The organism is Pseudomonas helleri, from assembly GCF_001043025.1.
Lineage (GTDB): Bacteria > Pseudomonadota > Gammaproteobacteria > Pseudomonadales > Pseudomonadaceae > Aquipseudomonas > Aquipseudomonas helleri.
The window spans coordinates 42,036-61,979 of the sequence record NZ_JYLD01000023.1 but is presented as its reverse complement, the minus strand read 5'-3'; the positions used below and the strand labels follow the sequence as shown (position 1 = coordinate 61,979).

The following is a 19,944-nucleotide window of genomic DNA, read 5'->3' as shown; positions in this document are numbered from 1 at the left end:
TCTGACTCCACAAGCACCCACACGAATTGCTTGATTCAGTTGTTAAAGAGCGGTTGGTTAAGCTTTCGCTCAACCGAGGCGCGCATTCTACAGCAGCCTCTGTTGCTGTCAAGCGGTTATTTTAAGACGTTTTCAAAGTTTCCTTTGTAACATCAACCACTTGCGCTTTCGATCTCTCGTTAGCGGGAGGCGAATTCTACAGCGTTACACGCTGCTGTCAACACCTCATTTCCTGCTTCGATGAATTGAAGCTAGCACCGTCAAAATCATCCAACTCATTGATATTCAAGGAGTTTTCCGTTTCGACTGCGCCGGAAGTGGTGCGAATTATAGGCCGTTATTACAGTGAGTCAAGCGCTAATTGAGCAACTCTATCAATTAACTTCTATATCTCCGCAAACACACCTATATAGAGGGGGCTAACGCCCCCTCTATATAGCTACAACACTCCAGACTGCCGCAAAAGCTCCAAGTCCACCGTCGTCACCCCAAGCACACGCGCCAACACCTCCTGCGTGTGCTCACCCAACAACGGCGGCGCCCTGCGATACTCCACCGGGGTTTCAGACAACCTGATAGGGCTCCCCACCTGCGGCACCAAACCTGCCAGCGCATGCGGAAGCTCAAAAGCCAACCCCCGCGCCTGCACTTGAGGATCCGCAAACACCTGCGCCAGCTCATTGATAGGCCCACAAGGCACGCCCACCGCCTCTAGCTGCTCAACCCACTGCGCCGTCGTCTTGAATACAGTTGCCTGACGAATAAGCGGCACCAGCACAGCACGGTTGGCAACCCGCTGCTTATTACTGGCAAAGCGCGGATCATCCGCCCAGCCAGGCTGACCCGCCACCTCAGCAAACTTACGAAACTGGCTGTCATTACCCACGGTCAGGATAAAATCGCCATCGGCCGTAGGGAAATCCTGATAGGGAACAATATTCGGGTGAGCATTCCCCAGGCGCTTGGGCGACACGCCTGTCGTCAAGTAATTCATAGCCTGATTGGCCAAGCACGCCACCTGCACGTCCAGCAGCGCCATATCGATATGCTGCCCACCGCCGTCATGCTGACGATGAGCAAGCGCCGCCAAAATGGCGACGGCCGCGTAAAGCCCCGTCAGAATATCCGTCAGCGCAACCCCAACCTTGACCGGCCCGGCACCCTCCTCACCCTCAGGCCGACCAGTCAGGCTCATCAGCCCGCCCAATCCCTGAATCATGAAGTCATAACCAGCCCGCTTCGCATACGGGCCCGTCTGACCAAACCCGGTAATGGAGCAATAGATCAACTGCGGATTGACCTCCTTGAGCGAGGCATAATCCAGCCCATACGCCTCAAGACCACCCACTTTGAAGTTCTCGATCAAGATATCGGACTTCGCCGCCAGCTCCCGCACCAGGCGCTGGCCTTCCGGTTTGGTGAAGTCGATGGTCACCGACTGCTTATTACGGTTAGCCGACAAGTAATAAGCCGCCTCCCCCGTACTCTCCCCACAAGCATCCTTAAGGAAGGGTGGCCCCCACGCGCGCGTGTCGTCGCCATTGCCCGGTCGCTCAACCTTGATCACCTCAGCGCCAAGGTCCGCCAGAATCTGCCCAGCCCACGGCCCAGCCAGTACTCGCGATAAATCCAGCACCCGCAAATGCGATAAAGCACCCATGAGCCAAGCTCCTGTTAATAGAACGCCTGAAGACCCGTCTGCGCACGCCCAAGAATCAAGGCATGCACGTCATGCGTCCCCTCATAGGTATTCACCACTTCCAGGTTAACCAGGTGACGCGCCACCCCGAACTCGTCGGAGATACCATTGCCACCCAACATGTCCCGCGCCATACGCGCGATATCCAGCGACTTGCCGCACGAATTGCGCTTCATGATCGAAGTAATCTCAACCGCCGCGGTGCCTTCATCCTTCATCCGCCCTAAGCGTAGGCAACCCTGCAAGGCCAACGTAATCTCGGTCTGCATATCTGCCAGTTTTTTCTGGATCAACTGGGTCGCCGCCAACGGCCGACCGAACTGCTGACGATCCAGTGTGTATTGACGCGCCGTGTGCCAGCAAAACTCTGCAGCGCCCAATGCGCCCCACGAGATGCCGTAGCGTGCGGAGTTCAGGCAGGTGAAAGGACCTTTCAAACCGCGAACATCCGGGAAGATGTTCTCTTGTGGCACAAACACGTTATCCATCACGATCTCGCCAGTGATCGACGCACGCAAGCCAACCTTGCCGTGAATCGCCGGAGCGCTCAGGCCCTTCCAGCCCTTCTCCAGAACGAAGCCACGGATGTCACCCTCGTCATCTTTCGCCCACACCACAAACACATCGGCAATCGGACTGTTAGTGATCCACATCTTGCTGCCCGTCAGGCTGTAGCCGCCATCCACCGAGCGCGCACGAGTGATCATCGCGCCAGGGTCAGAACCATGGTTAGGCTCCGTCAGACCAAAACAGCCAATCCACTCACCCGACGCCAGCTTCGGCAGGTACTTTTGCTTTTGCGCCTCAGTACCGAACTCATTGATCGGCACCATGACCAAGGAAGACTGCACACTCATCATCGAGCGGTAACCCGAGTCAACGCGCTCAACCTCACGAGCAATCAGACCGTAGCTGACATAGTTCAAGCCACTGCCGCCATACTGCTCAGGGATCATCGCCCCCAGCAAGCCCGTCTCACCCATCTCGCGAAAAATCGCCGGGTCCGTCTGTTCATGACGGAAAGCTTCCAGAACACGTGGCGCCAGCTTGTCTTGAGCAAACTGCTCAGCGCTGTCACGCACCATGCGCTCTTCTTCAGTGAGCTGCTGATCCAGCAACAGTGGATCAATCCAGTTGAAGCTTGCTTTACCCGCCATGAAAGAACCCTCGCGAAATAGATCAAATGTCGTACGCCGATCCTAGGCCGCCTCTTATAAAGAGTACAAACGAGGATTCAGCACGCCGTTGTGATAATTTCTCACTCCGTGACTGCCTGAAAGGCCATTTCTGATCACCTTTAGTGAGGAAGCCGTACATGCGCCGCAAGATCCCCAGCACAACCGCCCTGATCAGCTTTGAAGCGGCCGCACGTCATGAGAGCTTCACCAAGGCCGCACACGAACTGTCCCTCACCCAAGGCGCTATTTGCCGACAGATCGCCAGCCTTGAAGAATTCCTCAGCGTAGAACTCTTCAGACGCTCCAAGCGGGGCGTAAAACTGACAGAAGCAGGCCTTTCCTACAGCCGACGGGTTGCGACGCAACTGGATGCCGTCGAACGCGACACGCTGTCCGTGATGGGGCAACAAGGCGCCAACACCATTGAGCTGGCCGTCGTCCCCACCTTCGGCACGCAATGGCTATTGCCCCGCCTCAAGGATTTCCAGCAACAGCACCCCGACGTTACCGTCAATCTGACAAACCGTACGCGCCCCTTCCTGTTTGCCGACACCGACTTCGACGCCGCCATCTACTTTGGCGATGCCGACTGGTCCGGTACATCGTCCCACCGACTGATGGGCGAGAACCCGCTCCCCGTGTGCAGCCCTTCACTGCTGGGCGGCTGGCAAAACCTCAGCGCCCAGGCATTGGCCGAACTCCCCCTGCTCCAGCAAACCACCCGCCCCTACGCCTGGCGCCAATGGTTCAACGCACAGGACATGAGCGTTCCGCGCGACATGACCGGGCCACGCTATGAACTGTTTTCGATGCTGGCCCAAGCCGCGATACACGAAATGGGCGTCGCGCTGATCCCACCCTTCCTGATTCAGCGCGAATTGGCCGAGAAACGCCTGGTTATCGCCAACCCGCACACACTGCCCAGCAACAAGGCTTACTACCTAATGATCCCGGAACGCAAAATTGAGTCCGCGTCGCTACACGCCTTTCGAGACTGGCTAATCAAGCAGGCCGCGGCCTACAGCTTGATTTGAGAAAATTAGAATCCTCAAAAATCAATGTAGTGACATATAAAAAACAACTACATATATACGCAAATGTCGCTATTTTGCACGCTTTACTTAAGTCTAACTGGACAAACCTGAAAGCCAGTAACCACGCGGCTTACAGGGTATTTCTGAAAGTTATGCAGCGATAACCAAAAGAAATGTGAAAAAAACTCGAAAACAGCCTTAAATCTCTCTAAGCCTTATGAATAAAGGCCTACAGCCGATCGTTGCGACATTCGGTCACTGCATGACTTGTAGTAAAAAATCCGTCACCCTTCATAAGTTCTTGAAAGCCCCAAAAATCGCCAGCAGAATGCCGCGCCCCACCCAATATTTGGTGGGATCGTGCTGATCGGCCGCCCCAGTCGCACCATCCGTAGTGCGCTGGCTTTCTTATAAAAGATCACGCAGGAGATATGACGTGCACATTGGTGTTCCTCTCGAAACCCAAACGGGTGAAACGCGGGTTGCTGCAACCCCGGAAACCATCAAGAAGCTGATCGGCCAAGGCCATAAGGTGACTGTTCAAAGCGGCGCAGGTATTAATGCCAGCGTGACTGACAGCGCCTATGAAGCCGCAGGCGCAACTATTGGCAGCGCCACAGACGCCTTTGGCGCCGAGCTGATCCTTAAAGTAGTTGCCCCCAACGACAGCGAACTGGCCCTGATCAATAGCACCGCCGTGCTGATTGGCATGCTCAACCCGTTCAGCAATGAAACCATTGCCAAACTGACCGAGCGTGGGATCACCGCCTTCTCGCTGGAAGCTGCCCCGCGTACCTCGCGTGCGCAAAGTCTTGATGTGCTGTCATCCCAAGCCAACATTGCCGGCTATAAAGCCGTACTGCTGGCCGCCCACCATTACCCGCGCTTCATGCCCATGTTGATGACCGCCGCCGGTACGGTAAAAGCCGCCCGTGTGCTGATTCTCGGCGCAGGCGTTGCCGGCCTGCAGGCCATTGCGACAGCCAAGCGACTGGGCGCGGTCATTGAGGCCTCAGATGTGCGGCCTGCGGTAAAAGAGCAAATCGAATCGCTGGGCGCCAAGTTCGTCGACGTCCCTTACGAGACCGACGAAGAGCGCGAATGCGCGGTCGGCGTGGGTGGCTATGCACGCCCGATGCCTGCCAGCTGGATGCAGCGCCAGGCCCAGGCCGTGCACGAGCGCGCCAAGCAAGCCGATATCGTCATCACCACCGCACTCATCCCCGGCCGCAAAGCACCGGTGCTGCTGAGCGCTGAAACCGTGGCGCAAATGAAGCCTGGCTCGGTTGTCATCGACCTCGCCGCTGCACAAGGGGGCAACTGCCCGCTGACCGTGGCCGATCAAGTGGTCGTCGAAAACGGCGTGATCATTGTCGGCCCGACCAACCTGGCCGGAGAAGTTGCCGCGGACGCATCAGCGCTGTACGCCCGCAACCTGCTGGACTTCCTCAAGCTGGTCTTCACCCCTGAAGGGCAGTTCCAGATCAACCTTGAAGACGACATCGTCGCCGCGTGCCTGATGTGCCGCGACGGTCAAGTTGTGCGCAAAAACGGCTGAGGATAAAAACAATGGAAGAGCTCATCTCCCCCGGTATCTACAACCTGATCATCTTCGTGCTGGCTATTTATGTCGGCTACCACGTGGTCTGGAACGTTACCCCCGCACTGCACACCCCGCTCATGGCCGTGACCAACGCCATTTCCGCGATTGTGATCGTCGGCGCCATGCTCGCTGCCGCGCTCACCGTCACTCCGCTGGGCAAAACCATGGGCACCTTGGCCGTCGCCTTGGCAGCCGTTAACGTATTCGGTGGATTTTTGGTCACCCGGCGCATGCTGGAAATGTTCAAGAAGAAAGCACCTAAAGCTAAAGAAGAGGTGCGCAAGCCATGAGCATGAACCTGGTCACTGTTCTCTACCTGGTTGCATCGATCTGTTTCATCCAGGCCCTTAAAGGCCTGTCGCACCCCACCACCTCGCGTCGCGGCAACCTGTTCGGCATGCTCGGCATGGCCCTGGCCGTGCTGACCACCATCGGGCTGGTGTACAAACTGGGCGCTGAAATCGCGACCACCGGCATCGGCTATGTGATTGTGGGCCTGCTCATTGGCGGCACCGCAGGCTCGATCATGGCCAAGCGCGTCGAAATGACCAAAATGCCAGAGCTCGTCGCCTTCATGCACAGCATGATCGGTCTGGCAGCGGTGTTTATCGCCATTGCCGCCGTGGTAGAGCCGCAATCGCTGGGCATCGTCAAACACTTGGGCGACGCCATCCCGGCCGGTAACCGCCTCGAACTGTTCCTGGGCGCCGCGATTGGTGCCATTACCTTCTCGGGTTCGGTCATCGCGTTCGGCAAGCTGTCGGGCAAATACAAGTTCCGCCTGTTCCAGGGCGCACCGGTACAGTTCAGCGGCCAACACAAACTCAACCTTGTGCTGGGTCTGGCGACACTGGCCCTGGGCGTGACCTTTATGCTCACTGGCAACCTCAACGCCTTCGCGCTGATGCTGGCCCTGGCGTTCGTACTGGGCGTGCTGATCATCATCCCGATTGGCGGCGCCGACATGCCGGTCGTGGTTTCGATGCTCAATAGCTACTCGGGCTGGGCGGCTGCCGGTATCGGCTTCTCGCTGAACAACTCGATGCTGATCATCGCCGGTTCGCTGGTCGGATCGTCAGGCGCCATCCTCTCGTACATCATGTGCAAAGCGATGAACCGCTCGTTCTTCAACGTGATCCTCGGTGGCTTTGGTGGCGCAGCGGACGCTGGCGGCCCTGCCGGCACACAAGAAGCACGCCCGGTTAAATCCGGCTCGGCTGACGACGCGACCTTCTTGCTGACCAACGCCGACACCGTGATCATCGTTCCGGGTTACGGCCTGGCCGTGGCACGGGCGCAGCACGCGCTTAAAGAGCTGACCGAAAAACTGACCCACCGCGGCGTGACCGTCAAGTATGCGATTCACCCGGTGGCGGGTCGTATGCCCGGCCACATGAACGTACTGCTGGCCGAGGCAGAAGTGCCTTACGACCAGGTGTTCGAAATGGAAGACATCAACTCCGAATTCGGTCAGGCCGATGTCGTGTTAGTGCTCGGCGCCAACGACGTGGTTAACCCGGCGGCCAAGAACGATCCGAAATCGCCTATCGCGGGCATGCCGATCCTCGAAGCCTATAAAGCCAAAACCGTCATCGTGAACAAACGCTCCATGGCCAGCGGCTATGCGGGCCTGGATAACGAACTGTTTTATCTGGATAAAACCATGATGGTCTTCGGTGACGCCAAGAAAGTTATTGAAGATATGGTCAAAGCCGTCGAGTAACATCGCGGCCTGGTAACACCGAGAACCCCGGCACTTAATTCGCCGGGGTTTTTTATTTCTGACTGATCCCGACCAAAGGCTCTAAATCGGCCTGCGGCATTCGACCATGGTAGCGGGACGCCGCGCTTTGAAAATGAATAGACTGCGCATCTTGCTTCCGTTGCCCGAGATAACAATCCATGTACCGTGAACGTATTCGTCTGAACTCCCTGCACGATAAGGTTATGAGCGCCGAAGAAGCCGCCGCCCTTATTAAAGACGGCATGACCGTCGGCATGAGCGGTTTCACCCGTGCCGGTGAAGCCAAAGCCGTGCCACAAGCCTTGGCCGAGCGCGCCAAGCACTCGCCGCTGAAAATCACCCTGATGACCGGCGCCAGCCTGGGCAACGACCTCGACAAGCAATTGACCGAAGCCGGCGTACTCGCACGTCGCATGCCGTTCCAGGTGGACAACACTCTGCGCAAGGCGATCAACGCCGGCAAAGTCATGTTCATCGACCAGCACTTGTCCGAAACCGTCGAGCAACTGCGTAACAAGCAACTCACCCTGCCAGACATCGCCGTCATCGAAGCCGTTGCGATTACCGAGCAAGGCCACATTGTGCCGACCACGTCGGTGGGCAACTCCGCCAGCTTCGCGATTTTCGCCAAACAAGTGATCGTCGAGATCAACCTGGCGCACAACCCGAACCTGGAAGGTCTGCACGACATCTATATCCCGACCTACCGTCCGACCCGTACACCAATCCCGTTGGTGAAAGTCGATGACCGTATCGGTAGCACCGCCATCCCGATCCCGGCCGAAAAAATCGTCGCGATCGTGATCACCAACAAGGCTGACTCACCGTCGACAGTGAGCGAGCCTGACAGCGAAACCGCCGGCATCGCCTTCCACCTGATCAACTTCCTCAAAAAAGAAGTGGATGAAGGCCGCATGACCAACAAGCTCGGCCCGCTGCAAGCCGGTATCGGCAACATCGCCAACGCGGTGATGTGTGGCCTGATCGACTCGCCGTTCGAAGACCTGACCATGTACTCCGAAGTGCTCCAGGACTCGACCTTCGACCTGATCGACGCGGGCAAAATGCGCTTCGCCTCGGGCAGCTCGATCACCTTGTCCGAGCGTCGCAACTCCGACGTGTTCGGCAACCTTGAGCGCTACAAAGACAAACTCGTGTTGCGCCCGCAAGAGATCTCCAACCACCCGGAAGTCGTTCGCCGCCTGGGCATCATCGGGATCAACACCGCGCTGGAGTTCGACATCTACGGCAACGTCAACTCCACCCACGTGTGCGGCACGCGCATGATGAACGGCATTGGCGGCTCGGGCGACTTCGCCCGTAACGCGCACTTGGCCATCTTCGTGACCAAGTCGATCGCCAAAGCTGGTGCGATCTCCAGCGTGGTGCCAATGGTCAGCCACGTTGACCACACCGAGCACGATGTCGACATTCTGGTCACCGAACAAGGCCTGGCTGACTTGCGTGGCCTGGCGCCGCGTGAGCGCGCCCGCGTGATCATCGACAACTGTGTGCACCCAGACTTCCGTGAAGCGCTGAATGACTACTTCACCAAGGCCTGCGCCATTGGCGGCCACACCCCGCACATCCTGCGCGAGGCGTTGAGCTGGCACATCAACCTGGAAGAAACCGGGAAAATGCTGCCGTAACACGCGTGCTAGACAGCCGCCGTCGAAAACACTGTTTTCTGCGGCGGCTTTTTTATGCCTTCCTGACAAAAACTGTACTGCTGTACTGGTAATTTCTTACCCTTATCAGGGTCACCTCCCACAAAAACGACTATAAACGCACCAACTTAGTGCCGACAGGTACAGTTGTGCTCGTTTATGGCCGTACAGCGCCTATAAACAGTTAACTGGCCCATCGCAATACAGGTGAACTGTATCTACAGAGTCTGGACGTAGAGGAGGATCATTGGCATCAGTTAAACCACTAGCCAATGCCGCCACAAGCGGAAGGATGCCATCATGGAACGTACACTCAGTTCCGATCTGTTCACCGAAAGCAATGCTGTAAACACCCAGGCTTCCATGCCTTTGCGCGTACTTGCCAACCTGATGTTGTGGCAGCGCCGTATCTCCAGCCGCCATCAATTGGCTCGCCTGGACTCGCGTCTTCTGGCTGATGCCGGCATTAGCGAAGCACAGCGTTACGAAGAGCTGAGCAAGCCGTTCTGGCGCTAACGAGCGCTCGCTGGCCCTGACCATCGGTCCACCGCCAGCACCCAGAATTGAAAAAACAAAACCCGTCGCGGGTAACCGCCGACGGGTTTTGTCGTTTGGGACGGCTATTTTTGAGCGCCAGAAGCATGACAAGTACAGTTTTATAAAAATAAGAATAGACCAGTACAATCACGAAATAGCCTGATCCAGAGCATCCTGTCTGCACCGCAAGGCAAAACATCCTTTGCGACACGCCGCCCTGCGCCTACTATTCGCCTATAACCGACTATTTTTATACGACCCTCTTCTGGAGTATCACCATGCCCACTCTTCGCCTGCTCAGCGCTGCCGCCTTGCTGACACTCGCTGCCAGCGCCAGCGCCTCCAGCTTTCTCGTGACAACCGATGCCATCGTGGGCGCCCTGAAAGCGACCTCTGACCTGACCTCCGACGCGACCGGCTCGCTGCGCAACAACAAAATCGTGCGCGAAGCCCGTGATGACGCCGCCAGTTTTGTGGCCAGCGAAGGGGCAATCCGTGGTGTGAAACTGGAAAGCGCCTTCGACGCCATTCGCCAGCAAGCGCCTCAACTGCAAGCCAGCGATGCCCAACTGGCGCAGGCAATCCTCGCGATCTGATGTTTGATGACCTGTGGGAGCGGGCTTGCTCGCGATGCAGACCACATGGTGTCTCAGAACGGGCGCTGTGATGCTATCGCGAGCAAGCCCGCTCCCACGGGGATAGCATCAAAGATGAAGATCCCGCCACGTACTGGTTCTGACCCGACCATTACGCTAGCCTTGGGCCTCGATCACACAGAACGAGACCCATGCGTTTTTCTTTACTAGCCCTGCTTGTCCTCTGCTGGACTCAATCAGCCCACGCCTTCGACACAACCACGCAAAATACCGTGCTCACCGGCTACGTCACCAGTAAAGTGACGTCCGCACCCTTCGATCACAAACTGCTATGTGCCGCCCAGGATGACGCTGCCGTCTTTATTGCCAGTGACGGTCAACAGCGAGGCGCGCAGCTGGAGTCTGCCTTGCGCTATCTGCGCCAGACCCAGCCTGAATTGAATGCCTCCGACCTTGAACTGGCACAAGCAATTCTCGTCCAATAAATACCCGCGTTTTCTGGAGATGTTTCATGCGTAGCCCTTTAATTGTCGCCACCCTTGGCCTGTTGCTGCTCGCCGATGTGGCGCAAGCACAGACCGTTGTGCAGACCAGTAACATCATCGTGCGCGCGTTTGGCCGCTCCATCGACTTCACCTCCGACACCACCACGTCCATTCGTGACTCTAAAATAGTCCGTGAAGCCCATGATGACGCCGCCACATTCGTCGCCAGCGAAGGCTCCATTCGTGGCGTGCAACTGGAGTCTGCCTTCAATACCCTGCGCGACCGCCTGCCTGAAGCGCGCAACGCCAGCGACCATGACCTCGCCGAAGCTATCCTCGCGCTGTGAAACCACTGACGGGCTGGCTCGCAGCGTGTGCCCTGCTGCTTATCGGCAGTAATGCCCACGCAGCGCTCCATCTGCAGCTCAAAACAGAGGGTCTGACACCCGCCCAGCAGCACGCCAGCCAAACGCTGCTCGATGAAGCCATGCAAAAGCTGCCCCCGCGCTTCATCGAGCAACTGGATCGCCAGATTGTGGTCGGCTGGAGCGATGACATGCCCAGCAATGCCTACGGGCAAGCCTCGTTGGTGTCTGAGCTGGACTTGAATCGCAACCTGCTGGCCAGCCTCACCGATGGCTCGGCCGCGACTCAAAAGACCAATCGCCCCCACGGCACCGTGCGCCAGGAAATGCTCGCCACCGTTCTGCACGAGCTGACCCACCTCTATGACCGCGCCCGCCTCTGGCCTGCTGCAGACCGTACGCTCATCCAGCGCTGCGCACGGCAAAACAACAGCACGGGGCTCATCGGCCTGCCCGACCAATGCCGTGGCCAGACCGACCGCCGCTTTACCCTCAGCGATGACCCGCGCCTGCTCGACCTCGCCGGTTGGCAGCAATACGTGGGCCGCCGTGGTGAGCGCGAGCAAGACAACCACCAGGTCGTGCGCAGCCCGGACCTGTACGAAGTCACCAACCCCAAAGAATTCGTCGCGGTCAACATGGAGTACTTCCTCCTCGACCCGGCCTACGCGTGCCGGCGCCCGGCGCTGTACCGCTACTACAAAGATCATTTCGGCTGGGCACCCGCCGCCAAAGACGACTGCCCCAAGAGCTTCCCCTTTTTGAACGCCGGCAACGACTTTGCCAAACAGCCCCTCGGCACCGTTGACCCGGAGCGCGTATACGCCGTCGACTACCTGCTGGCCGAGGCCAACCAGGAATGGGCCAGCCGCTGGGGCCACAGCATGCTGCGCCTGGTGATTTGCGCCCCCGGCCGTCCACGCGGCCCGGATTGCCGACTCGACCTGCAAGAACACTTGGTGTTGTCCTACCGGGCGTTTGTGAACGACGTACAGCTTTCAAGCTGGGACGGCCTGACCGGCGCCTACCCGTCGCGCCTGTTTGTACTGCCGCTGGCCCAGGTCATCGATGAATACACCAAAACCGAACTGCGCAGTCTCGCCTCTGTACCGCTGAACTTAAGCCGCCCGGAAATCGAAGAAGTGGTTGAGCACGCTGCCGAGATGCATTGGAGCTACGACGGCAGCTATTACTTTGTGTCCAACAACTGCGCAGTCGAGACCTTGAAACTGCTGCGCAGCGGCAGCGACAACGCCCAACTCAAAGGCCTGGACAGCATCGTGCCCAATGGCCTGCTGGAAGTGCTCAAAGCCCGTGGCCTGGCAGACACCAGCGTGCTGGACGACCCGCGTGAAGCGCTGCGTCTGGGCTATCGGTTTGATTCCTACCGTGACCGCTATCAAGCCATGTTCGACGTGCTAAAAACCCGCCTGCCAATCAAGCAGACCACTGTTGAAGACTGGATGGCCCTGGACGCCGAGCAACGCCGCCCATGGTTTGAAAAAGCCGACCTGCGCGCCAGCGCGGCGTTGTTGCTGCTCGAACAGGCCAGCTTCCGCCGCCAGTTGCTGCTCGCTCAAGACGAGGTCAAGCAAAAGTACCTGGGCGCACGCGGGCTTAAAGATGGCGGCATGGACAAGGCCAACAAAACCCTGCAAGAGATTCTCGCCAGCAGCGGCTTCCTCAGCCGCCCGGCCGAATTGCTCGGCAGCAGCGGCTATGGCCTGCCCCAAGCCAAAGAGTGGCAAATGCTCGAGTCCGAAAGCAGCCAGCGCCAGCAACAGTTGTTACGCCTGACCAGCGACCTGGACAAAGAAGTGCGCAGCCTCCTTGAGCCGGCCCGCGCAGCAGAAATCGCCGCCACCGAAGCCAACGTCAAACAGATCGGCGAACACCTGCGAGCCATTCACAAAGCCGCAGGCGGCCTGCAACTCCCGTAGGAGCGAGCTTGCCTCGCGATCTTTTGATCTGAAAAGATCGCAGCCTTCGTGCCTCGGCAGCTCCTACGGGATCACTAAGTCACGCCGTCCGCTCTTTCTTATGCCCCCGGCACAAACTGCTTCTGCGCCGTGCCGTGGGCGATCAGCCGCGACAGGTAGTTCATTTTTTCGGCATCCTGATCCACAAAGCGGAAGGTCAGTTGCAACCAGTCGCTGTCCGGCTTGGGTTCGTACGCGACGATGGCATGCAAGTAGCCATTCAAGCGCGCCACCTCGGCCCGCTCGCCTTGCTCAAGGTCCAACACCGCACTGGCCAGGATCTGCGGCAGCTCATCGCCACGACGCACCACCAGCAGCGCCTCCTTGAGGCTGAGCGCTTTAATCACGCAAGGCTGAATCCCTGTAGGCAAACGCAACTGCCCTTGGCCGCGCCCCGTGGGTGTCTGGCTGGCCGGGCGGGCCACAGGAACCGCTGGCGCAGCCGGTCGGCTCGGCGCGGTCGGCGTCACCACTTGCGCTTTGCCACCGGTCAAGGCACTCAGCGAATCGTTGGCCAGGCCCGTGCTGACCCGCACCGGGGCGCTGGCCATTACTGCATTCAGCAAGCCGGCCTTGGTGAAGGCCTTTTTCACTTTGGTCAGCAATTGCTCGTTGGTAAACGGCTTGCTAACAAAGTCCGAAACCCCGGCCTGAATCGCCTGTATCACGTTCTCTTTATCACCACGGCTGGTGACCATGATAAACGGCAGCGCTTTAAGGCGATCCTGTTCACGGCACCACGTCAGCAGCTCAAGGCCGGACATCTCCGGCATTTCCCAGTCACACAGCACGAGGTCAAACGGCTCGCGGGTCAGCAGTGCCTGAGCTTTGCGGCCGTTGACCGCGTCTTCGATGCGGATACCGGGAAAATAGTTACGCAGGCAGTTTTTAACCAGATCGCGGATAAACGACGCGTCATCCACCACCAACACACTGACCTTGCTCATCGACTGCTCCTTTAGAATCCTGACAACCCTGCGCCAAATGATGGCCATTTGCCAAGACCGATCAGCGCCTCGCCCCTTTTTACAGTTCGCCAAGCGCCTTAACTATAAACGCCACAAACGAAAACGCCCGGCAATGAGCCGGGCGTTTTATGTCGCGGGCAGTCTTAGTTATCGTCCGCTTGCGACTCAACATTAGCCTTGGTGCCTTCAACTTCTTCACGCATACGCTTGAGGCCCATGTGGCGCACGTCTGTACCGCGTACCAGGTAAATGACCAATTCCGAGATATTGCGTGCATGGTCGCCGATACGCTCCAGCGAACGCAGCACCCAAATGATGCTCAACACACGCGTAATGGAACGCGGGTCTTCCATCATGTAAGTGGCCAGCTCGCGCAGTGCGGTTTTGTATTCGCGGTCGATGATCTTGTCGTACTGCGCCACCGACAACGCCAGGTCAGCGTCAAAACGCGCAAAGGCGTCCAAGGCATCGCGCACCATGTTGCGCACCTGGTCGCCAATGTGGCGCACCTCAACGTAGCCGCGTGGCGCCTCACCTTCTTCGCACAACTGAATGGCCCGGCGCGCGATCTTGGTCGCTTCGTCACCGATGCGTTCCAGGTCGATCACCGACTTGGAGATGCTGATTATCAGCCGCAAGTCAGAGGCCGCAGGCTGGCGACGGGCCAGAATGCGCAGGCATTCCTCGTCGATGTTGCGCTCCATCTGATTGATCTGTTCGTCGATCTCACGCACTTGCTGAGCCAGCCCGGAGTCGGCCTCAATCAACGCCGTGACCGCGTCATTAACCTGTTTCTCGACCAGCCCGCCCATGGCCAACAAGTGGCTGCGTACTTCTTCGAGTTCCGCGTTGAATTGCGCGGAAATGTGATGGGTGAGGCCATCCTTTGAAATCATGGGTTTGCTCCGCAAAAGCTGTGAGCTGCAAGCCATAAGCCGCAAGCTATCTCTATCATTCCACCAAGCTGCTTTCTCTTGCCGCTTGAAGCTAAAAGCTTGCCGCTGCTACTAACCATAGCGCCCGGTTATGTAGTCTTCGGTCTGTTTTTTGGCCGGGTTGGTGAACAGGGTATCGGTGTCGCCGTATTCAACCATTTTGCCCATGTACATGAACGCGGTGTAGTCCGAAACCCGGGCCGCCTGTTGCATGTTGTGGGTCACGATGACGATGGTGAATTTTGACTTGAGCTCGTAGATCAGCTCTTCGACTTTCAACGTCGAAATCGGATCGAGCGCCGAGCACGGTTCATCGAGCAGCAACACTTCAGGTTCAACGGCGATGGTACGGGCAATCACCAGACGCTGCTGCTGACCACCGGACAAGCCCAGTGCCGACTCGTGCAAACGGTCTTTCACCTCGTCCCACAAAGCCGCGCCTTTAAGTGCCCACTCCACCGCTTCGTCGAGCACGCGCTTCTTGTTGATGCCCTGGATGCGCAGGCCGTACACCACGTTTTCGTAGATGGTCTTAGGGAACGGGTTGGGCTTCTGGAACACCATGCCCACACGACGGCGCAGCTCGGCTACGTCTTCGCCCTTGCGGTAGATGTTGTGGCCATACAGGTTGATTTCGCCTTCAACACGGCAACCGTCAACCAGATCGTTCATGCGGTTAAAGGTACGCAGCAAGGTGGACTTGCCGCAGCCCGACGGGCCGATAAACGCGGTAACCCGCTGTTTCGGAATGTTCAGGCTGACATCGTACAGTGCTTGTTTTTCGCCGTAGTACAGGTTCAGGCCCGGCACTTCAATGGCGACGGTTTCGTCAGCCAGGCTCAGGCTCTGTTTGCTGCGACCCAAGGCTGACATGTTAACGCCGTGGGTTGAGGAATCATGCTGCATGGGTTGCTCCATACGCTAAACATTCGTTTTGGCTATCTATGGTCACTAAAAAGGGCCAGTGGTATGCCAGATTCTGTGGGAGCTGGCTTGCTCGCGATTCAGGCGGCTCGCTCTAACCTTGAAACCGCAGAGATGCCATCGCGAGCAAGCCCGCTCCCACACTTAAGATTCCGTTATCAATCAGCTATCCAGCGCCTTGTACTTCTCGCGCAGGTGGTTACGGATCCACACCGCCGACAGGTTCAGGGTCGCGATCACCAGCACCAGCAGCAGCGCGGTGGCGTACACCAGCGGGCGGGCGGCTTCAACGTTGGGGCTCTGGAAGCCCACGTCATAAATGTGGAAGCCCAGGTGCATGATCTTCTGGTCAAGGTGCAAGTAAGGGTAGTTGCCATCCAGCGGCAACGAAGGCGCCAGTTTGACCACGCCCACCAGCATCAGCGGCGCCACCTCACCCGCGGCACGAGCCACGGCCAGGATCAGGCCGGTCATCATGGCCGGGCTGGCCATCGGCAGCACGATCTTCCACAAGGTCTCGGCCTTGGTCGCACCCAGGGCCAACGAACCTTCACGGACGGTACGCGGGATACGCGCCAGCCCTTCTTCTGTGGCCACAATCACCACCGGCACCGCCAGCAGCGCCAGGGTCAACGAAGCCCACAACAGCCCCGGCGTACCGAACGTCGGCGCCGGCAAGGCTTCGGCAAAGAACAGCCGGTCAACCGAGCCGCCCAACACGTAGACAAAGAAGCCCAGGCCAAACACCCCGTACACAATGGCCGGTACGCCTGCGAGGTTGTTGACCGCGATACGGATGACCCGCGTCAGGGTGTTTTGCTTGGCGTATTCACGCAGGTACACCGCAGCAAGAACGCCGAACGGGGTCACGATCACGGCCATGATCAAGGTCATCATCACGGTGCCGAAAATCGCCGGGAAGATCCCGCCTTCAGTGTTGGCTTCGCGTGGGTCCTGACTCAAAAACTCCCAGATATTGCTGAAATACATGGCCAGCTTCTGCCAGCTGTTCATGTTGTTCGGCTGGTAAACCTTCACCACTTTGCCGATGTTGATCTCCAGCTCTTTGCCGTTGGCATCACGGGCCGTGAGGCTGTCGCGGTTGAACTGTGCGTGCAAATCGGCCAAGCGGTCTTCAACCGCTTTATAGCGTGCGTTCAGCTCGGCACGCTCGGCGTCCATGTCTGCTTGTGCGGTGGCATCCAGCTTGCCTGCCAACTCCAGTTTGCGGCCGTGCAAACGAATACGCTCCAGCCCGGCGTTGATGGCGCCAATGTCTTTCTTTTCCAGCTGGCTAAGTTGCGCTGCCAGCGCATTAACGCGTTTGACGCGCGCCTTCAGCTCGGGCCAGGCCGCAGGACCTTCGGCCACCACCTGACCGTTTTCTTTCACGTTAACCAGGTAACCGTAGAAATTACCCCACTCGCGACGCTCAATCGCCATCAGCTCTGGCGGCGTGCTTTCGCCGGTCAACCACTCACCCACCACCCAGGTAAAGTCGTTGCCGTTGAGGTCGCGGTTACCCACCTTGATCAGCTCACGCGTCATGAACTCCGGGCCTTGATCCGGCACAGGCAAGCCCGCACTTTTCAGGCGCTCACGGGGCACTTCTTCTTTTTGCACCACTTCGCCGATCACCAGGTGATCAGCGCTGCCTGGCACGTTGTATTGCGCATGTATCAGGTCGGCCGGCCAAAAATGGCCCAGACCGCGCACGGCAATAACCGACAGCAAACCGATAGTCATGATGACCGCGATGGTCACCGCACCACCGCTGATCCAGACGCCGGGGGCGCCACTCTTGAACCAGCTTTTGAGGGAGTTCTGCTTCACAGACTTCTACCTTCCTTAAAGCGACGAATATTTCTTGCGCAGACGCTGACGGATCAGCTCGGCAAGAGTGTTCATGACAAAGGTGAACAACAGCAGCACCAGTGCCGAGAGGAACAGCACGCGGTAATGACTGCCGCCTACCTCCGACTCCGGCATCTCCACCGCTACGTTCGCCGCCAAGGTGCGCAAGCCTTCGAACAGGTTCAGTTCCATGACCGGGGTGTTACCCGTGGCCATCAACACAATCATGGTCTCGCCGACCGCACGGCCCATGCCGATCATCAAGGCCGAGAAGATCCCCGGGCTGGCCGTCAGGATGACCACGCGGGTCATTGTTTGCCACGGCGTAGCGCCCAGCGCCAGCGAGCCTAGCGTCAGACCGCGCGGCACGCTGAACACGGCGTCTTCAGCAATCGAGTAGATGTTCGGGATCACCGCAAAGCCCATCGCCAGGCCCACCACCAATGCGTTTCGCTGGTCGTAGGTGATGCCCAGGTCGTGGGAGATCCACAGGCGCATGTCGCCGCCGAAGAACCAGGCTTCCATGTACGGGCTCATGTACAGCGACAGCCCACACACCAGCAGCACCACAGGAATCAGAATGATCGTTTCCCAGCCTTCCGGGATCCGCAAACGAATGGACTCCGGCAGGCGGCTCCAGCCAAAGCCCGCCAGCAGAATGCCCACCGGCATCAGCACCAGCAGGCTGAAAATACCCGGCAAGTGACCTTCGACATACGGCGCCAGGAACAGGCCGGCGAAGAAGCCCAGAATCACCGTCGGCATGGCTTCCATCAGCTCGATCACCGGCTTGACCTTGCGGCGCAGGCTCGGGGCCATGAAGTAAGCGGTATAGATCGCTGCGGCAACGGCCAGCGGTGCAGCCAGCAGCATGGCGTAGAACGCCGCCTTCAAGGTCCCGAAGGTCAACGGCGCCAGGCTCATCTTCGGTTCGAAGTCGGTATTGGCAGCGGTGGATTGCCACACGTATTTAGGTGCGTCGTAGTTCTCGTACCAGACCTTGCTCCACAGCGCGCTCCAGGAGACTTCCGGGTGCGGGTTCTTCAAGAACAGCGGGAGCAACTTGCCGCCCTCTTCCACGATGATGCGGTTGGCACGTGGCGACAGCGCCATGATGCCAGGGCCTTCAGCGACCTTTTCTACTAATAAAGTGCGATGCGCGGTGCTGTGGAACACGCCAATCTCACCGGCCGCGTCCAGGGCCAGGAAACCTTTGCGGCGCTGCTCGGCGGTAATTTCAACAATCGGCGACGTGCCCATCTGGAAGCTACGGATGTGCTTGAAACGCAGCTCACCGTCCGAATCACGGGCCATAAACCACTGGCTCAATCCGCCTTTCGAATCACCAAAAATCAGCGAGATCCCACCGACCAATTGCGTGCTGGCGGTGATTTCGGTGTTGGCGTCTTCCAGCAGTTTGTAACGGCCATTAAGGCTCTTGTCGCGCAAGCTGAACACGTCCGCCTGGGCCCGCCCGTTGACCACATACAGCCATTGCTGACGCGGGTCGATATACAGCGCCTTGACCTTCTCGGTCATCTGCGGGAGGTCGATGCGGCTTTCGGACTTGGTGACCTCGCCGGTCATCATGTTCTCTTCGCTGGTCAGCGTGACGACGTTCAGTTGCGAGCCTGTAGACCCCGCCAGCACGACGGTGGAGTCGTTCACGTTGAGGTTCACGTGATCCAGCGCGAGGCCGCGCGGGTCAAGGGTGATCGGCGCATCGCCATACGGGTATTCAATGGCCGGGGTGATGGTCTTTTTGCCATCCGGATAACTGACTTTATAGGTGTGCCGGAACACCAGCGCCTGACCATTGGACAAGCCCAACACCACCACCGGGCTACCCGGCTGGTCTTCACCGAGCGAAGTCACGTGGGTATCGACCGGCAGCGGCAGGTTAACCCGCGACAGTTCGCTGCCATCCTTGACGCTAAAGAACAGCACCATGCCCTTGTCCGACACGCGCATACCGACCTGATTCTGCTCTTCAACCGAGAGCATCAGGGGCTTGCCAGCGTCTTGCATCCACACCGGCGTTATCGCCGTTTTGGCGGTCAGGTCAGCGCCCTGGAACAGCGGGTACACCACATAGCCCAGGAAGAAGAAAATCAACGTGATGGCGCCCAGCACGGCAAGGCCGCCAATAAACACATACCAACGGGTCAGATGATCTTTGAGCGCACGGATGCGACGCTTGCGTTTGAGTTCAGGCGTATTGAAATCAATGCGCTTGGGAGCGGAGGTCGAAGTCATTCGGGAATTGGCCAGATCATTCATGCGCACACCCTAACGGGCCTGTATGACAAAAAGATGACAAATCAGTGACGCAAAAAACCGCTGACCAGCGGACCTGGTAGCGGAACGAAAATGCAG

The 19,944-nt window shown here is 58.2% G+C and carries 17 protein-coding genes; 10 read left to right on the top strand and 7 right to left on the bottom strand.

Annotated elements, in window-relative coordinates; all coding sequences use genetic code 11:
* Nucleotides 1–439: 439 nt before the first annotated feature.
* Both TU84_RS24415 and TU84_RS24410 read right to left on the bottom strand, forming a co-directional pair.
* On the bottom strand, nt 440–1,660 hold the full coding sequence (locus TU84_RS24415) for a CaiB/BaiF CoA transferase family protein (RefSeq protein ID WP_048373805.1): 1,221 nt from the start codon (nt 1,658–1,660) through the stop codon (nt 440–442).
* Between the two features lie 14 nt (nt 1,661–1,674).
* Nucleotides 1,675–2,856: an acyl-CoA dehydrogenase gene (locus tag TU84_RS24410; protein ID WP_048373804.1), complete on the bottom strand. Its 1,182-nt coding sequence runs from the start codon at nt 2,854–2,856 to the stop codon at nt 1,675–1,677.
* 158 nt (nt 2,857–3,014) lie between these two features.
* Here TU84_RS24410 and gcvA point away from each other — a divergent pair, with 158 nt between their 5' ends.
* The 10 genes from gcvA (at nt 3,015) to TU84_RS24360 (ending at nt 12,848) form a co-directional block, all read left to right on the top strand.
* Nucleotides 3,015–3,911: a transcriptional regulator GcvA gene (gene gcvA, locus TU84_RS24405; RefSeq protein WP_048373802.1), complete on the top strand. Its 897-nt coding sequence runs from the start codon at nt 3,015–3,017 to the stop codon at nt 3,909–3,911.
* Nucleotides 3,912–4,347: 436 nt separating this feature from the next.
* On the top strand, nt 4,348–5,469 hold the full coding sequence (locus tag TU84_RS24400) for a Re/Si-specific NAD(P)(+) transhydrogenase subunit alpha (protein WP_048373800.1): 1,122 nt from the start codon (nt 4,348–4,350) through the stop codon (nt 5,467–5,469).
* 11 nt (nt 5,470–5,480) lie between these two features.
* Nucleotides 5,481–5,804 (top strand): NAD(P) transhydrogenase subunit alpha part 2, encoded by a 324-nt coding sequence (locus tag TU84_RS24395; protein WP_003438157.1) that lies wholly within the window; start codon nt 5,481–5,483, stop codon nt 5,802–5,804.
* Nucleotides 5,801–7,237 (top strand): NAD(P)(+) transhydrogenase (Re/Si-specific) subunit beta, encoded by a 1,437-nt coding sequence (locus TU84_RS24390; RefSeq protein ID WP_048373797.1) that lies wholly within the window; start codon nt 5,801–5,803, stop codon nt 7,235–7,237. Before TU84_RS24395 ends, TU84_RS24390 begins: the two co-directional genes overlap by 4 nt.
* A 179-nt stretch (nt 7,238–7,416) precedes the next feature.
* Nucleotides 7,417–8,907 (top strand): acetyl-CoA hydrolase/transferase family protein, encoded by a 1,491-nt coding sequence (locus TU84_RS24385; RefSeq protein ID WP_048373796.1) that lies wholly within the window; start codon nt 7,417–7,419, stop codon nt 8,905–8,907.
* A gap of 318 nt (nt 8,908–9,225) precedes the next feature.
* On the top strand, nt 9,226–9,441 hold the full coding sequence (locus tag TU84_RS24380; RefSeq protein ID WP_048373794.1) for a DUF1127 domain-containing protein: 216 nt from the start codon (nt 9,226–9,228) through the stop codon (nt 9,439–9,441).
* Nucleotides 9,442–9,740: 299 nt separating this feature from the next.
* On the top strand, nt 9,741–10,058 hold the full coding sequence (locus tag TU84_RS24375) for a DUF2388 domain-containing protein (protein WP_048373793.1): 318 nt from the start codon (nt 9,741–9,743) through the stop codon (nt 10,056–10,058).
* 191 nt (nt 10,059–10,249) lie between these two features.
* A complete protein-coding gene (locus TU84_RS24370) occupies nt 10,250–10,543 on the top strand; it encodes a DUF2388 domain-containing protein (RefSeq protein ID WP_048373792.1) in 294 nt (97 codons plus the stop codon).
* 26 nt (nt 10,544–10,569) lie between these two features.
* On the top strand, nt 10,570–10,890 hold the full coding sequence (locus tag TU84_RS24365) for a DUF2388 domain-containing protein (RefSeq protein WP_048373790.1): 321 nt from the start codon (nt 10,570–10,572) through the stop codon (nt 10,888–10,890).
* Nucleotides 10,887–12,848 carry a DUF7844 domain-containing protein gene (locus tag TU84_RS24360; RefSeq protein ID WP_048373788.1) on the top strand — a complete coding sequence of 654 codons (1,962 nt, stop codon included), beginning with the start codon at nt 10,887–10,889 and terminating at the stop codon, nt 12,846–12,848. The genes TU84_RS24365 and TU84_RS24360 overlap by 4 nt, the downstream gene beginning before the upstream one ends.
* A 98-nt stretch (nt 12,849–12,946) precedes the next feature.
* On the opposite strand, the gene TU84_RS24355 is transcribed toward TU84_RS24360, so the two are convergent.
* From TU84_RS24355 to TU84_RS24335, 5 genes are all read right to left on the bottom strand, one after another.
* Nucleotides 12,947–13,834, bottom strand: coding sequence for a response regulator (locus tag TU84_RS24355; protein WP_048373786.1), 888 nt, complete (start codon nt 13,832–13,834; stop codon nt 12,947–12,949).
* A 164-nt stretch (nt 13,835–13,998) separates the two neighbouring features.
* Entirely contained in the window at nt 13,999–14,751 is a 753-nt protein-coding gene (gene phoU, locus TU84_RS24350) for a phosphate signaling complex protein PhoU (RefSeq protein WP_048373785.1), read from the bottom strand.
* 111 nt (nt 14,752–14,862) lie between these two features.
* On the bottom strand, nt 14,863–15,696 hold the full coding sequence (gene pstB, locus TU84_RS24345) for a phosphate ABC transporter ATP-binding protein PstB (protein WP_048373783.1): 834 nt from the start codon (nt 15,694–15,696) through the stop codon (nt 14,863–14,865).
* 180 nt (nt 15,697–15,876) lie between these two features.
* Nucleotides 15,877–17,547 (bottom strand): phosphate ABC transporter permease PstA, encoded by a 1,671-nt coding sequence (gene pstA / locus TU84_RS24340; protein ID WP_048373781.1) that lies wholly within the window; start codon nt 17,545–17,547, stop codon nt 15,877–15,879.
* Between the two features lie 15 nt (nt 17,548–17,562).
* Nucleotides 17,563–19,848, bottom strand: a complete 2,286-nt coding sequence (locus TU84_RS24335; protein WP_048373780.1) for an ABC transporter permease subunit — start codon at nt 19,846–19,848, stop codon at nt 17,563–17,565.
* Nucleotides 19,849–19,944 lie beyond the last annotated feature (96 nt).

What these genes read in the sequence shown, in the direction of transcription:
- TU84_RS24390 (WP_048373797.1), top strand. Translation starts at nt 5,801, where the DNA reads ATGAGCATGAACCTGGTCACTGTTCTCTACCTGGTTGCATCGATCTGT.
- TU84_RS24375 (WP_048373793.1), top strand. Translation starts at nt 9,741, where the DNA reads ATGCCCACTCTTCGCCTGCTCAGCGCTGCCGCCTTGCTGACACTCGCT.
- gcvA (WP_048373802.1), top strand. Translation starts at nt 3,015, where the DNA reads ATGCGCCGCAAGATCCCCAGCACAACCGCCCTGATCAGCTTTGAAGCG.
- TU84_RS24365 (WP_048373790.1), top strand. Translation starts at nt 10,570, where the DNA reads ATGCGTAGCCCTTTAATTGTCGCCACCCTTGGCCTGTTGCTGCTCGCC.
- TU84_RS24385 (WP_048373796.1), top strand. Translation starts at nt 7,417, where the DNA reads ATGTACCGTGAACGTATTCGTCTGAACTCCCTGCACGATAAGGTTATG.
- TU84_RS24410 (WP_048373804.1), bottom strand. Translation starts at nt 2,856, where the DNA reads ATGGCGGGTAAAGCAAGCTTCAACTGGATTGATCCACTGTTGCTGGAT.
- TU84_RS24355 (WP_048373786.1), bottom strand. Translation starts at nt 13,834, where the DNA reads ATGAGCAAGGTCAGTGTGTTGGTGGTGGATGACGCGTCGTTTATCCGC.
- TU84_RS24370 (WP_048373792.1), top strand. Translation starts at nt 10,250, where the DNA reads ATGCGTTTTTCTTTACTAGCCCTGCTTGTCCTCTGCTGGACTCAATCA.
- TU84_RS24415 (WP_048373805.1), bottom strand. Translation starts at nt 1,660, where the DNA reads ATGGGTGCTTTATCGCATTTGCGGGTGCTGGATTTATCGCGAGTACTG.
- pstB (WP_048373783.1), bottom strand. Translation starts at nt 15,696, where the DNA reads ATGCAGCATGATTCCTCAACCCACGGCGTTAACATGTCAGCCTTGGGT.
- TU84_RS24335 (WP_048373780.1), bottom strand. Translation starts at nt 19,848, where the DNA reads ATGAATGATCTGGCCAATTCCCGAATGACTTCGACCTCCGCTCCCAAG.
- TU84_RS24380 (WP_048373794.1), top strand. Translation starts at nt 9,226, where the DNA reads ATGGAACGTACACTCAGTTCCGATCTGTTCACCGAAAGCAATGCTGTA.
- TU84_RS24395 (WP_003438157.1), top strand. Translation starts at nt 5,481, where the DNA reads ATGGAAGAGCTCATCTCCCCCGGTATCTACAACCTGATCATCTTCGTG.
- phoU (WP_048373785.1), bottom strand. Translation starts at nt 14,751, where the DNA reads ATGATTTCAAAGGATGGCCTCACCCATCACATTTCCGCGCAATTCAAC.